Origin of the sequence: Xanthocytophaga agilis (genome assembly GCF_030068605.1) — a bacterium.
In the GTDB taxonomy this organism is placed as follows: Bacteria; Bacteroidota; Bacteroidia; order Cytophagales; family 172606-1; genus Xanthocytophaga; species Xanthocytophaga agilis.
This window is the reverse complement of sequence record NZ_JASJOU010000002.1, coordinates 492227-506753: the sequence shown is the minus strand read 5'-3', so window position 1 is coordinate 506753 and position 14527 is coordinate 492227. Positions and strand designations below refer to the sequence as shown.

11 protein-coding genes are annotated in these 14527 nt (G+C 38.7%); 9 read left to right on the top strand and 2 right to left on the bottom strand.

The annotated features are described in order from the left end of the window. Positions 1–208 precede the first annotated feature (208 nt). Positions 209–1012, bottom strand: a complete 804-nt coding sequence (locus QNI22_RS08930) for a M48 family metalloprotease (RefSeq protein WP_313975207.1) — start codon at positions 1010–1012, stop codon at positions 209–211. A 275-nt stretch (positions 1013–1287) separates the two neighbouring features. Between QNI22_RS08930 and QNI22_RS08925 the strand changes: the two genes are divergently transcribed. The 7 genes from QNI22_RS08925 to QNI22_RS08895 all read left to right on the top strand — a co-directional run bounded on the left by QNI22_RS08925 (position 1288) and on the right by QNI22_RS08895 (position 10003). Further along, complete coding sequence (locus tag QNI22_RS08925) at positions 1288–1743, top strand: nitrate reductase associated protein (protein WP_314510304.1); 456 nt, start codon at positions 1288–1290, stop codon at positions 1741–1743. Between the two features lie 297 nt (positions 1744–2040). Beyond that, positions 2041–3249 carry an ergothioneine biosynthesis protein EgtB gene (gene egtB, locus QNI22_RS08920; RefSeq protein ID WP_314510303.1) on the top strand — a complete coding sequence of 403 codons (1209 nt, stop codon included), beginning with the start codon at positions 2041–2043 and terminating at the stop codon, positions 3247–3249. A 95-nt stretch (positions 3250–3344) separates the two neighbouring features. Beyond that, positions 3345–4313, top strand: a complete 969-nt coding sequence (egtD, locus tag QNI22_RS08915; protein ID WP_314510302.1) for an L-histidine N(alpha)-methyltransferase — start codon at positions 3345–3347, stop codon at positions 4311–4313. A gap of 188 nt (positions 4314–4501) precedes the next feature. Then, a complete protein-coding gene (locus QNI22_RS08910) occupies positions 4502–5374 on the top strand; it encodes an AraC family transcriptional regulator (protein ID WP_314510301.1) in 873 nt (290 codons plus the stop codon). A gap of 201 nt (positions 5375–5575) precedes the next feature. Then, positions 5576–6334, top strand: coding sequence for a nuclear transport factor 2 family protein (locus QNI22_RS08905; RefSeq protein WP_314510300.1), 759 nt, complete (start codon positions 5576–5578; stop codon positions 6332–6334). 152 nt (positions 6335–6486) lie between these two features. Continuing rightward, entirely contained in the window at positions 6487–7473 is a 987-nt protein-coding gene (mgrA, locus tag QNI22_RS08900) for an L-glyceraldehyde 3-phosphate reductase (protein WP_314510299.1), read from the top strand. 268 nt (positions 7474–7741) lie between these two features. Then, positions 7742–10003, top strand: coding sequence for a glycoside hydrolase family 97 N-terminal domain-containing protein (locus tag QNI22_RS08895; protein ID WP_314510298.1), 2262 nt, complete (start codon positions 7742–7744; stop codon positions 10001–10003). A gap of 150 nt (positions 10004–10153) precedes the next feature. Here the strand turns inward: QNI22_RS08895 and cobA are convergent, their stop codons facing one another. Further along, positions 10154–10921, bottom strand: coding sequence for a uroporphyrinogen-III C-methyltransferase (gene cobA / locus QNI22_RS08890; protein WP_314510297.1), 768 nt, complete (start codon positions 10919–10921; stop codon positions 10154–10156). Between the two features lie 595 nt (positions 10922–11516). Between cobA and nirB the strand changes: the two genes are divergently transcribed. Then, positions 11517–14021, top strand: coding sequence for a nitrite reductase large subunit NirB (gene nirB / locus QNI22_RS08885; protein ID WP_314510296.1), 2505 nt, complete (start codon positions 11517–11519; stop codon positions 14019–14021). Positions 14022–14084: 63 nt separating this feature from the next. After that, complete coding sequence (gene nirD, locus QNI22_RS08880; RefSeq protein WP_314510295.1) at positions 14085–14447, top strand: nitrite reductase small subunit NirD; 363 nt, start codon at positions 14085–14087, stop codon at positions 14445–14447. The last annotated feature ends 80 nt before the right edge of the window (positions 14448–14527 follow it).

Genomic DNA, 14527 nt, shown 5'->3' with positions numbered 1-14527 from the left:
GGCGTGATATAGACATGTAATTACAAATATTTTTGATCGGAATTCCGATCATTTTTCATTTTGACCGGAATTCCGATCACTTTTTTGTCTTGCGCATCGTTCACCGCAAAACAAAATCTGATCGGAATTCACCGCAGACTCCAAAATAAACAGAGCCTATACTTTTTTAAAAAGTATAGGCTCTGAACTTATGTTCGCACATTATTATTTAGGGCATTACAGCCTTTTGATTAAGCTCTTCAATGGCTTCTCTGATATGGGTAACCCGATTTTCAGGATTAGGATGTGTACTAAAGAACTCAGGTTGACGACCTCCTCCGGCAGAGGCCAGAATTTCCATAACACCTATCATTCCTTCTGGATTATAGCCTGACTTTGCCATATAAAAGACACCATTTCTATCTGATTCCAGTTCATCTCCGCGACCATATTTCATATTTACCAGATTGGCAATCAATGCTGCCATTGCTGCCTTACCAATACTCCCTGTCGGATTATCCGGATCGTAACTGGCAATGACTGCAGCTCCTGTAAGTCCTTGAGTTAATTGTTGCTGTGCAATTTGCTGTGCTGAGTGCCTTTCTACCACATGCCCAATTTCATGCCCTAATACACCTGCCAACTGATCATCACTTTGTAATTTGCTATACAACGCATAGGTAATAAATATCTGGCCTCCAGGAAGTGCAAAGGCATTAATAGTTTGTGGATCTGCCAAAAGGTGGAAGTCAAATTTATAAGGCTGATTTTCAGGTAGAGAAGAGGCTACCAATTTTTGCCCGATGCGTTCTACCCGATCCTGGTCCTGCTGATTGCGGTACTCTCCTCCATATTGTTGAATCATTTCGGGTGCAGATTGTAAGCCCAGAGCAATTTCCTGGTCCACAGTCATATCTACATGTTGGGTTTCGCCTGTGACAGGATTGTCCTGTCTTTTCATATAGTAGCTTATCAGCGAAAAAAGGGCAATGCCTAATGCAAGAAAGATGCGAACTTTGCCTGATCGAAACATTTTGTTAGGTGTTTAGGGTTTGTATAAAATATGAGGCATATCAAAACAAGGTATGCTGCTTATGAATAGGATATTTTAGACAGGATACGTATAAAAATGTATACCCGTTACATTTTTCATGTATTGTCCAGCTTTATAATAGGAATTTGTTATTCAAAGATATTGTTTTTCAGAAAGCGTGAAAATAAAAACAACAGGCTGTTAAAAAATGTTAGTATAGGAAAATATACTTACGAAAAGACTGTACTTTTACAGTACATTTCTGAATGATTATCATGAACGATTATTTTCGGTTTGAAGCTGACTTTATTGAATCCATGCGATGTATCCCTATGGGTGTTCGTTGTAAGCTGGACACTTGTGGTATAAAGCTAAAGTTGTCCGAATGGAATGATTTTACCAAAGAAGAAAGGGATCAACTGTTTGAACTACCTTGTTTTGAAGAAAACGATATCCAGGCATACCGGGAATTTCTGCAAAAACTTGTCCAGAAATATACTCAATCTTTACCAGATGATCTGGCTGTAGATACTCATCCTGCCTGGCTGGATAGTACACAAGTACCCGAAAGTTTACAGGAAAAAGTAGAGGCCTTACATACACAAATTTCATTGGAACAATGGCGTGCATTAACTCCTTTGCAACGCTTTGCCCTGATAAAGTTGAGCAAACCCAGCCACGAGAGCAAAAACTTTCCACATGCTTTGCGCGAATTTGGATTTCTTTCTTGAATGTGAGTCAAACAATTTCTATCAAAAACGACTGTATTATTCTTTCTCTGTAGCCAAGAAACTATATTTCTGATTTGCTGGTTAACAAATTATAACTGTTGTCTGATTGGTATAAAATGTAGTATATATAAGGATAATGAGACAACAGCATAAAATTCTTCCTTATATTTAAAGAGATAGTATTTTGTCACTAGCTGATATGTAACAGATGAGTGAATCTGTTACTCTGCCGTATTCTTAAAGAAGATAGGCGAAGGAATAATTTTTTTGATTTTTTGCGAAACATCCCTGAAAAATATGAATACTGTTTCAGATTTGGTGCAGACCTCTTGGCTTGCCCGTTTCAAAAATATACGTCAGCGTACAGCCGCCATTTGCCAGAACCTCACTACAGAAGATTATGTAGTACAACCTATTGCAGATGTAAGCCCCGCTAAATGGCATCTGGGCCATACTACCTGGTTTTTTGAGACTTTCCTGCTGGTTCCCTATCTGAAAGGCTATCAGGTATTTCATCCGGACTTTAGTTTTGTTTTTAACAGCTACTATGAAACAGTTGGAAAGCGAGTTTTACGGACAGACCGGGGAAATCTGACGCGTCCAACTGTGGAAGAAGTATATGCCTATCGGATGTATGTAGATACACATCTGGAAGAATTATTGCTCACAATAGCTACATCTGACTTTGATAAAAGAGAAGAATTTGCGGAGTTACTGGAGATTGGATTCAATCATGAAGAGCAACACCAGGAGCTACTGGTTACAGATTTGAAATATATTCTGGGACATAATCCATTATTTCCTGCTGTAAAAGTAATTCCGGATGAGTTGTATCTCTATAATGAATTTAACACTTCCAATCAGAAGGTCCATATAGACGAAGGAATTTATGAGATTGGCCATTGGGGAAATGGATTTAGCTTTGACAATGAACTGGGGCGCCATAAAGTTTATCTTCAATCAATAAGTGTCTCTCCAAAACTGATTACCAATGCAGAATATATAGAATTTATGGAGTCAGGAGGCTATCAGAACTTTAATCACTGGCTGGCAGAAGGATGGGATTGGGTGAAACAAAATCAGATTCAGGCTCCTCTGTACTGGCATAAGATAGAAGGGAGCTGGTGGAACTATACATTTGAAGGTCTGCAGCCTGTTAATCCTGATGAGGCAGTATGTCATGTAAGCTTTTATGAAGCGGATGCATTTGCCCGCTGGAAAGGTCAGCGATTACTTACTGAATTTGAATGGGAAATTGCTGCTCAGCAGTTTGTGTGGGGACAAAGATGGGAGTGGACTAATTCTGCCTATCTGGCTTATCCTGGATTTACTAAGGCAGAAGGTGCTGTTGGAGAGTATAACGGTAAATTCATGATCAATCAGATGGTGTTGCGGGGAGCCTCCTCCGCTACTCCACCTCAACATTCCCGGATTACTTACCGCAATTTTTTTCAGACTGATAAACGCTGGCAATTCACAGGTATTCGCCTGGTACAGAATTTTTAGTAATTAACTATTCACAAAAGAGTAAAAAAGAGCAGAGTAGTCCTGGTGACTTTTATCATTTAATGTTACAATTATTTTCGTTTTTGTTCTGACCTATGCAAACTAGCACCAGCCTGGCATTATCTGAATTTGAGCATGATGTGCTCAACGGATTACAGAAAAATCCCAAATCTCTCTCTTCCAAATATTTTTATGATGACGAAGGTAGCCGGCTGTTTCAGCGGATAATGCACCTTCCGGAATATTACCTGACTCGTAGCGAACTTGAGATTTTTACAAAGCACAAGGAAGCTATGTTATCTTTGTTTAATTCAGAGCAGGAAGGTTTTGAACTGATAGAACTGGGTGCAGGAGACGGATTGAAAACTAAAGTTCTATTAAGTCATTTTTCAGAGCGAAATGTTCCATTTACTTATATTCCTATTGATATTTCGGAGAAAGCATTGGATGAACTGACTGCAAATCTATCAAGGGAGATTCCAGATATGGCTATGCAACCTGTCAATGATGATTATTTCAAAGCATTGAATGGCCAGATGACATATAGCCAATACACCAAGCGAATTGTCTTCTTTCTAGGCTCCAACATTGGTAATTTTTCAGAGGAAAGAAGTCTACAGTTTTTGAATCAGCTTAAAAACTGCCTCAATCCTGGAGACATGATTATGATAGGTTTTGATTTGCAGAAAAATCCATTTACTATTTTGTCTGCTTACAATGATACACAGGGTATAACACGTGATTTTAACATGAACCTGCTGGATCGCATTAATCGTGAATTAGGAGCTGACTTCAGAACAGATCGTTTTGTACATTATCCGATATATGATCCTGCCACAGGAGAAGCGAGAAGTTATCTGGTCAGTTTACTAAAACAACAGGTTTATCTCGAAAAGCTGGATGAGTGGGTGTATTTTGAAGAAGGCGAGGCTTTGCATACAGAAACTTCCCGTAAATATACATTGTCACAAATGAAACAGCTGTGTACGCAGGTTGGATTGAAGCCTATACACTATTTTACAGATAGCAAACATTATTTTGCAGATATGTTGCTGAAAGTTTAGGCTATATAGATATAAAAGTAAAAACCCTCATGACCATCGGATCGTGAGGGTTTTTACTTTTGTATTCACTCAAATCAAATAGTGCACTTACAAGATAATTTTCTTCAAAAGACTATTTTCTAATAAAGTTTCTTGAGAAAATACATAGAGATAAAACAGGATGTACAATCATTGCACATCTTTGTTGTATGGCAAGCAAGATCAAACAGTATGCATTCAAACCTGGACTCCCGCTGGAAATCGAAATTATTTCCATTGGAGAGACTTTTCTGAAAGGACTGGCAGAAACTACCAAACCTCACCGAACAAACTTTTATCAGGTATTCTGGTTTCAAAAAGGTAATCCTGTACACATTGTTGATTTTCGATCAGTAAAGTTAAAACCCAATTCCCTTCTTTTTATAAAAAAGCAAAGAGTCCATCAGTTTGACCCGACAGGAGGATATGAAGGTCTCGGATTGTTATTTACAGATCAGTTTTTTAACAGGACAGATCTGGATGCCAAATTTCTGACAAATACCATTCTGTTTCATGACTTATTGGATATTCCTGTTATTGATTTAAATGAATCTTCTCCAGAATTGCCTCGTATTTTTTCACAGATAGCCACTGAGCTACGCTTACCTGCTGATGCTCTTCACTATGATATACTACAAAACTTTCTGCACAATTTTCTGCTAGTTGCAGAGAGAGAACGCCAGAAGCGTGATTTTACCCAGATTCCTAAAGGTGCTGATCTGGATTACACATTTCAGTTTACACAACTCATAGAAAAGCATTTTATTACGCATTTGGCTGTAAATGAATATGCTACCAACCTTTCTATCTCCGAGAGGCGTTTGCATCAGGCTACGACCCGCATTTTGGGTAAATCTCCTAAAGAGCTTATTGATGAACGAATTCTGCTGGAAGCGAAACGCCTTCTGGTGCATACCCATCTTTCTATCAAAGAAATAGGTTTTCAACTCGGATTTGAGGAACCAACTTACTTTAATAGATACTTCCGAAAGCATACAGGGCAAACGCCTATAGAGTTTAAAGGAAGTTATATAGTTAGATAGCTATTCTGAAAAGTGTCATGGTTATACTGAAAAGTGCCTTTCTCCACAGGGCATAATGGAAGAACTTTGCATTGTCATTTAAATCATTAGATCAATCAGACAAAGCTTATGAAGTTCACAATAAAAACCTTACTAACCCTTATGATAGTGGGAATTGTATCCTTTCAGTCTATCTATTCACAAACAAAAAAATCCACGAAAATGAACAACAAAGAAAAAGTCGTTGCATTGCTTAAGAGCATAGAAACAGGTGATGCTGCTCCTGTAGGGTATATTAATCCAAACAAATATATTCAGCACAATCTGGCTGTAGCTGATGGATTAGCTGGTTTTGGTGCATTGCTACAACAGTTGCCTCCTAATTCTGCCAAAGTGAATACTGTAAGAGCATTTGAGGATGGCGAGTTTGTCTTTGCTCACACAGAATATAACTTCTTCGGACCTAAAATTGGTTTCGACATTTTCCGGTTTGAAGATGGAAAGATTGTGGAGCACTGGGACAATTTGCAGCAAACAGTAACTCAGACGGCAAACGGGCATACAATGATTGATGGCGCAACAGCAGTGAAGGATCTGGATAAAACAGAGACAAACAAAAAGCTGGTAACGAGTTTTGTAGAGAAGTTTCTGGTCAATGGAGATGTGTCTGTAGTGCCAGAATATATTATAGCCAAAGGATATGTACAACATAATCCACACATTGCTGACGGACTCGAAGGATTACAAGCGGCTCTTAAATACTTTGCCGAAAAAGGCATTGGGTTTAAGTATGACAAGATTCATAAGGTCTTGGGACAGGGAAACTATGTGCTGGTGGTAAGTGAAGGAAACATGGCTGATGTACATAGTTCTTTCTATGATCTGTTTAGAGTTGAGGAAGGAAAAATTGCCGAGCACTGGGATACTATTGAAGCCATTCCTGCTAAAGCTGACTGGAAGAATGCCAATGGTAAGTTTTAATAGTAGAAAAACGAATTAACTTGTTTTGAAAGGATTATTTATCGGTCTGGTAATAATCCTTTTTTGTTTCTATACAGACTTCTTAAATTTCTGGGAGTATCTGCTACAAAACAAAAGGTGATTGGTTAGCTTTAAGCCAAAAAAACAAACCTATGGCTTATATACCTTCTTCTGCACGTTATCAATCAATGCCTTATAAGCGTTGTGGCAATAGTGGTTTATTGTTACCTGCTATATCTCTGGGACTATGGCAAAACTTCGGAGATGTCGATGATTTTGCCAATGCAACGGCTATGATTACCCATGCTTTTGATCTGGGTATTACCCATTTCGATCTGGCTAACAACTATGGCCCTTCACCTGGGTCGGCAGAAACAAATTTTGGAAAAATCCTTACGAATGAACTGGCAGGATACCGCGATGAACTGATTATTTCTTCTAAGGCTGGTTATACCATGTGGGAAGGACCTTATGGCGACTGGGGTTCCCGAAAATACCTGATATCGAGCTTAGACCAGAGTTTGAAGCGTATGGGACTGCAATATGTCGATATTTTTTATTCCCATCGATACGATCCCAATACACCATTGGAAGAAACCATGATGGCATTGGATCAGGTAGTACGGCAAGGAAAGGCTCTGTATGTTGGGATTTCCAATTATGGTCCTGCACATACACAACGTGCTATTGATATTCTGAAACAATTGGGTACACCTTTACTGATTCATCAGCCAAAATACTCCATGTTTGAAAGAACGCCAGAGAAAGGTTTGCTGGATGTGCTAGGTCAGAATGGAGTTGGGTGTATTCCATTCTCGCCATTGGCTCAGGGTTTACTGACAAACAAATACTTGAAGGGTATCCCGGAACATTCACGTGCTACACGATCTGTATCCTTAAAGCCTGAGTTTATAACAGATGAAAAGATTGCAAAAGTACAGAAGCTAAATGAACTGGCAGTTAAACGAGGCCAGACGCTGGCACAGATGGCTCTTGCCTGGGTACTACGTGATAAACGAGTGACAACAGTATTGATTGGCGCGAGTTCTACAAAACAGATTGATGATTGTGTAGCTTGCCTGCAAAACCTCCCATTCTCGGATGAGGAGTTAAAGTATATTGAAGTGATATTAGAGTAAGATGTTGGTAGATGGATAATTGATTATTATAAAACCTGGCACAAGTCAGGTTTTATTTTTTGTAGGCAACATATTTATAAAAGTTAGTGTCTGTATATATGATAGTGTTTTGTATGTGATTTTCTATGTGTTACCTATTTTGCGATTTTTCACCTGAAGCACTACGTGTGTAATATCGCAGAATGAAACTATAGATTCTATCCTGAGGTAATCCATAGTTTTGATCTGTACAAAACCAGGCAAAAATATTTCATTGTAATGTTGTTTTATGATTAAAAGTTCTACTACCAAGTGCATTACCTTTATTATATTATTGTTTAACTGTTTCATTATCAATGCTCAGGTTGTTAAGCAAGATACGTTACAAATTCCGCCTGCTGCTGATTCTGCAGTTACACCTCATATAAAAAGAGGTGCTCGTATTACAAGTACCTTTTACGATTCTCCTGAGAAACATGTAAGATTAGCCTTCGATGTGTATGATAATGTACTTCAATACCAGGTTTTTGTAGATGGAGAGAACATAATTGCTGGCTCTAATCTAGGTCTTCGATTGAGTGATGGTTCTGATTTGTATCAGAACATGAAAGTTACTAATTCGACAACACGTATTATCAAATCGACAACAACCTTAACATTTAATGAGAAGAAATCTGTTGAGAACAATTTTACTGAAATAACTATTGAACTGGAAAAGAAAACTGATGCAAACAAAAAGCTTCAGCTAATTTTCAGATTGTATGAAGAAGGAGTTGCCTTCCAATACTATCTCCCTATGGCAGGTCTTACTAGTAGTATCAATGCTGAAACAACAGAATTTTCTTTTATAAGATCTGATCTGAATATATTTATGGAGACTGCCACCGAAAGTGGATATACCGAAATGGCACTTAATGGATTAGGTTCTTATAATGAAATTCCGGTTACATTAAAAGGAAATGGCTTTTATTGCTCTATTAATGAAGCGAATAATCAAAGCTATTCACGGGCAAGAGTATATAGAAACAGGAATAATACCTTAAATACACAATTGGTTAGTGGTAGTGTCTCTTTTTCTGGTGTGTATAGAACTCCATGGCGTTATCTGGTTTTTGCTAAAACGGCTATAGAACTGGCTGATCGTAAATACATGTTATATAAACTTAATGATGATAATCAACTGAGTGATGTAAGCTGGATGAAACCTGGCAAAGTAATACGAGTGATAACACTGGATACTCAACATGCATTAAACTGTATTAATTTCGCTGCCTCTAATAATCTGCAATATATTTTATTTGATGCGGGTTGGTATGGGTTGGGATATTCATATGAGCACAATGCGGCTTCTGACCCGCGTAAGGTGATTGCGGCTATTGATATGCCAGCTGTTATTAGTTATGCCAATTCAAAAGGTGTAGGTGTATTGCTGTATGTAAATCAGGTTGCTTTTGATAATTATAATGTAGATGAGTTTTTTACATTGTATAAAAATTGGGGTATCAAAGGAATCAAAATGGGATTTGTGGAAGGGAGAACGCAGAAAGGAATTGTTTTTTTACAAAAAATGATTAAAAAAGCTGCAGAGTATAAATTCATATTGAATATTCATGATCAGTATCGCCCCTCTGGTACATCACAGGCTTATCCTAATTTAATGACTGTAGAAGGAGTAAGAGGCAATGAGTATAGAACCAATACTGCATTGCATACAACTACTCTACCTTTTACTCGTTTTTTGACCGGTGCTGCAGATTATACAGTTTGTTACCCGGATCCGGACAAACAAAATCCTCCCTTAACTACTTTACAAACCTCCAAAGCGCATCAGTTAGCATTGAGTATGGTTTTCTTCAGTCCTTTACAACATGTATTATGGTATGGAGTACCTGAGCATTACAATAATCCTACAGAAATTGAATTCTTCAGATCATTACCTACTGTATGGGATGATACTCGTTATCTGAATGGAGAAATTGGAAAGTATATCACAGTAGCCAGACGGTCTGGCAACAAGTGGTTTGTTGGAGTGATGAATGGATTGACTTCCCGAACTGTAACTGTTCCTTTAGATTTTCTGGAAGGGGCAAGTTTATACAAAGTTACTTCCTATGAGGATAAGAATTCCTCTATCCGAAAAGATACATTTGCAATAGCCGCAGGAGGAGCACTATCTATGAATCTCGCCGGTAGTAGTGGTAAAGTATTTATTATAGAAGGAGCAGTAGTCAATCCGGAAGAGCCTGGTTCGGGTGGTGATACAACAGTTGTTGTTGAGCCTCCGCTTGGTGTTCCCGGGGAACTGGAAAGTCATATTCTGGTATATCCTAATCCTTCAACTGGCAATTTCTCTCTGACAGTACCAGATGGATTTGTTAGAAACAGCCAGTTGGTTATAACAGATTTGACCGGAAGATTAGTTTCGCGCTATGTAATAGATAAGCCAAATACCAATCTTTCTTTGACAGGTCAGGCCAGGGGTATGTATATTATGAGTATTATAGATGAAAGAAATGGTAATACCTATCGGAGAAAGATTATACTGCAATAAGTAGGTAACTCAATAATATAAAATAAAGCTGTATTGAATTTGTAAGTGATAAAAAGAGTCCTATTGATATGCCACGTAGAAGTGTTAATCCAAGTATTAACTCAGAAAGGATAGGCTGTAAAAAAGCATGCAAAAGTAAAACAGGGGTTCTTACTTCTGTTTTACTTTTGCATATTTATTAGCAATACGCCCTGCATATTCTACATGTAATCCAACTACTTCGCCTATTACTATAACGGCAGGATTGCCTAAACCAGCAGCCTGTGCTTTTGGTGCAATATCATTGACAGTGCCTATGACATATTTTTCATTAGACGTACAACCTTCCTGTACAATCATTATCGGAGTTTCTCCACGGCCATTTTCAGTAAATATCTGTAAAATCTCAGTCAATTTACTCATTGCCATAAGGATCACTACAGTTGCTGTAGATTGAGCTGCCAAGGCTATGTCTTTGGATACCTCTCCGGTTTTGGTGGTTCCGGTAGTTACCCAGAAACTTTCACTGATTCCACGTGAGGTTACAGGGATCATTTGTGACGCAGGAACTGCAATAGAACTGGAGATACCTGGTACTACTTCTACTTCAATGCCATAAGCTCTGGCCATATCGATTTCTTCTGTAGCACGACCAAAAACAAAAGGATCTCCTCCCTTTAACCGAACTACATGCCCTTTCTCCAGTGCATATTTTACAATCAATTCATTGATTTCTTCCTGTGACAAGGATGTACAGCCAAATTTCTTACCAGCAAACTGTTTAATCGCATCTGGTTTGGCATAGGATAACAGACTATCATCAATTAACGCATCATATAAGATCACATCTGCCTCCGCAATAGCCTTTATACCTCTTAGTGTGATCAGATCTGCCGCTCCCGGGCCTGCACCTACTAAAGTTAATTTGGGATGTATCATACTAGTATTTGTAATGGGTTGGCAAAATAACGGTTCTTTTTCTCAAATGCCAATAGTTTCAATAATAGACCCTGAAATTGAAGGATAGATGAGTAAAAATACTTGATTTTTTGTCTTTGTGTCTCTCTTTCAAAAGTACTGTTTATTTTCTTTTTGTATATATATTATTCTATATATTTTTTAAATGGCAGTATTTTATTTTATAAAATATGATTAAACCTTTTAATGATTGTGTGTTTTGAATAAAATGTAAAATTTTAGTTATAAATACTTAGGTATGTATTGACAAATACAGGAATGATTTTTAAGTTTGTTGAGTAGAAATTTAAACCTGTTTTGCCGGAATTATTATTAAATAGTTGTTTATTAGTTTATTTTTCATGGCTATTTTACATTTTTATGTGTTTTAATTTGAAAGTGACATTGAAAATAAGGCGTTTTTAGTAAGTGTTAATTTTTGCTTAAAGAGGGTGGGATTTACTCAACATAACTCCTACTCAGATAGTAAATAATCTATATAGTTAGTATACATTCAACGAATCCTCTGTTTTTTAGTTCAGTATTACCCTATTTATCCACCTAGATGTCAGACCATATGAATACCCGTAAAAAAATCGTCGTAGTTGGCAATGGTATGGTAGGTTATAAGTTTTGCGAAAAACTAACTGCCAGAATGCAGCCTGATCAGTTTGAGATTGTTGTTTTTGGGGAAGAGCCACGACATGCCTATGATCGTGTGCATCTGAGTGAATATTTTGCAGGTAAAACAGCTGATGATCTGAGTATGTCTACACTGGAGTGGTATGCTGAGAAAAATATCAGACTTCATCTGTCTGATCCGGTACAACAAATTGACCGGAACGAAAAAACAGTACATTCTTTTCATGGTATAACCGAATCGTATGATTATCTGGTACTAGCTACCGGATCTGCTCCTTTTGTTCCACCGATTCCGGGAGTAGAGAAGGATGGCGTTTTTGTATATCGTACTATTGAAGATCTGGATATGATGCAGTCATATGCTAAAAAAGCACGCAAAGGAGCTGTAATAGGAGGAGGGCTGCTCGGTTTGGAAGCGGCTAAGGCTATGCTGGATCTTGGAATAGAAGAAACACATGTCATTGAATTTGCTCCCCGTTTGATGCCTCGTCAGATTGATGATCAGGGGTCAGCAATGCTGAGAAGTAAGTTACAAGAACTTGGACTTGAAATACATCTGAATAAAAACACCAGTGAGATTTTAGGTGATGATTGTATAAAAGCTATGCGTTTTGCCGATGACTCCTATCTGGATGTGGATATGCTGGTGATTTCCGCAGGTATAAAACCGCGTGATGAACTTGCCAAACTAAGTGGACTGGAAGTAGGCACACGAGGTGGAATTGTAGTAAATTCTAAACTGCAGACTACTGATCCGGAGATATTTGCTGTAGGAGAGTGCGCTTTGCACAACGGAATGATCTATGGACTGGTTGCGCCTGGATACGAAATGGCTGATGTGGTAGCTTCGAATCTTTGTGGTGGAGATAAGTCGTTTACAGGCTACGATATGAGTACCAAGCTAAAGCTGATCGGAGTAGATGTAGCCAGTTTTGGTAATGCGTTCTCTACGACTCCTGAGTGTCGGACTATCGTATTTGAAGATACCGTAAAGAGTATTTATAAGCGAATCAATATTTCCAATGATGGAAAACATCTATTGGGTGGTATTCTGATTGGGGATGCAGAGGCTTACAATATGCTTTTGCAAACTGTGAATAATAAGATTGTACTACCACCTAACCCGGAAGATCTTATACTGGGCGCTAGAGGTGGAGCTGCTTCTGAAGGTTCAGGTGTAATGAGTTTGCCTGATGATGCACTGATCTGTTCCTGTGAGGCTGTAAGTAAAGCTTCTATTTGTGAAGCTGTTATTGGAGGCACTGAAACACTGGATGGGATCAAGAAGTGTACAAAGGCCGGTACAGGTTGTGGTGGATGTGTACCTATGGTGAAAGATTTGATTGCTGGTACTATGAAGGCACAAGGTAAGTATGTGCGTAATGTAGTATGCGAGCATTTCCACTATTCACGGCAGGAGCTACTGGATTTTATCCGTCTTGAGAAGCTGGAGACTTATGACCAAGTGCTTGATAAACATGGGAAAGGAGATGGATGCGAGATTTGTAAACCTGTTGTTTCTTCTATTCTGGCTAGTTTATATGCTGAAACTGCCAATAAAAAACCAGTTGCCCAGGATTCCAATGACCGCTTTCTGGCTAATATTCAGAAAGGTGGGACTTATTCGGTAGTACCGCGTATTCCGGGAGGGGAAATTACACCAGATAAGCTGATTGTTATTGGAGAAGTAGCTAAAAAATACGGTTTGTATACAAAGATTACAGGTGGACAACGGATTGATATGTTTGGCGCTCACTTATCAGACTTGCCTTTGATCTGGGAAGAACTGATTGCGGCGGGCTTTGAAAGTGGACACGCGTATGCCAAGTCACTTCGTACGGTGAAAAGTTGTGTGGGAAGTACCTGGTGTCGTTTTGGATTGCATGACTCGGTTTCATTTGCGATTGAGGTAGAAGAAAGATATCGCGGTCTGCGTTCGCCTCATAAATTGAAATCAGCCGTTTCTGGTTGTATTCGTGAATGTGCAGAGGCTCAGAGTAAGGACTTTGGCATTATTGCCACAGAAAAGGGCTGGAACCTGTATGTATGTGGCAATGGGGGTAGCAAGCCTCGTCACGCAGATTTGCTGGCTCAGGATGTAGATAAAGAAACATGTATCCGATACATAGATCGGTTCCTGATGTTTTATATCAAAACAGCTGATCCGCTGACACGTACTGCTACCTGGCTTGATAAAATGGAAGGCGGAATAGAGTATCTACGTAATGTGGTGGTAAATGATAGTTTGGGTATGGGTACACAGTGGGAAGCCGAAATGGAGCAACTGGTAGACAGCTATACCTGTGAATGGAAAGAAGCTGTGCAGAACCCTGAGATACGAAAACGCTTTGCACACTTTGTGAATGCGCCGGCAGAGAAAGATCCCAATGTGAAATTTGAACCAATGCGGGATCAGGTAAGGGCTGCTGAATGGAAGTAAAGCAGGTTAGACTGGTAGTATAGTATAACTCATGATTAATCCCATCTTAACTCATACATTACTATGTACGCAAAGGAAACAGAAACAGATGTTCAGAAATGGTTTCTCGCTTGTTCGGCAGGAGACATTCCTCAGGATGGAGGAGCTTGTGTGAAATACAATGACAAGCAGATTGCAGTATTTAATTTCTCCCGGCGAAACGAATGGTTTGCTACGGATAATCTGTGTCCTCACAGACAACAAATGGTGCTTTCTCGGGGGATGATTGGTACTCAGGGGGATGAGCCTAAGGTAGCTTGTCCGTTTCATAAGAAAACGTTTTCTCTTAAAACCGGAGAATGTCTCTCTGGAGATGACTGTACCATAACGACTTATCCGGTAAAAGTTGAAGATGGATTTGTCTACATTAATGTTGCCTCTCTATAATATTAAGGATAGAAAATGAATGATATAGTATAGTGATTACTAAGGGTGTAAATCGATCTTGTATATATCATTATTATTTC

What these genes read in the sequence shown, in the direction of transcription:
- nirD (WP_314510295.1), top strand. Translation starts at nt 14,085, where the DNA reads ATGTACGCAAAGGAAACAGAAACAGATGTTCAGAAATGGTTTCTCGCT.
- mgrA (WP_314510299.1), top strand. Translation starts at nt 6,487, where the DNA reads ATGGCTTATATACCTTCTTCTGCACGTTATCAATCAATGCCTTATAAG.
- egtB (WP_314510303.1), top strand. Translation starts at nt 2,041, where the DNA reads ATGAATACTGTTTCAGATTTGGTGCAGACCTCTTGGCTTGCCCGTTTC.
- QNI22_RS08895 (WP_314510298.1), top strand. Translation starts at nt 7,742, where the DNA reads ATGATTAAAAGTTCTACTACCAAGTGCATTACCTTTATTATATTATTG.
- egtD (WP_314510302.1), top strand. Translation starts at nt 3,345, where the DNA reads ATGCAAACTAGCACCAGCCTGGCATTATCTGAATTTGAGCATGATGTG.
- cobA (WP_314510297.1), bottom strand. Translation starts at nt 10,921, where the DNA reads ATGATACATCCCAAATTAACTTTAGTAGGTGCAGGCCCGGGAGCGGCA.
- QNI22_RS08910 (WP_314510301.1), top strand. Translation starts at nt 4,502, where the DNA reads ATGGCAAGCAAGATCAAACAGTATGCATTCAAACCTGGACTCCCGCTG.
- nirB (WP_314510296.1), top strand. Translation starts at nt 11,517, where the DNA reads ATGAATACCCGTAAAAAAATCGTCGTAGTTGGCAATGGTATGGTAGGT.
- QNI22_RS08905 (WP_314510300.1), top strand. Translation starts at nt 5,576, where the DNA reads ATGAACAACAAAGAAAAAGTCGTTGCATTGCTTAAGAGCATAGAAACA.
- QNI22_RS08925 (WP_314510304.1), top strand. Translation starts at nt 1,288, where the DNA reads ATGAACGATTATTTTCGGTTTGAAGCTGACTTTATTGAATCCATGCGA.
- QNI22_RS08930 (WP_313975207.1), bottom strand. Translation starts at nt 1,012, where the DNA reads ATGTTTCGATCAGGCAAAGTTCGCATCTTTCTTGCATTAGGCATTGCC.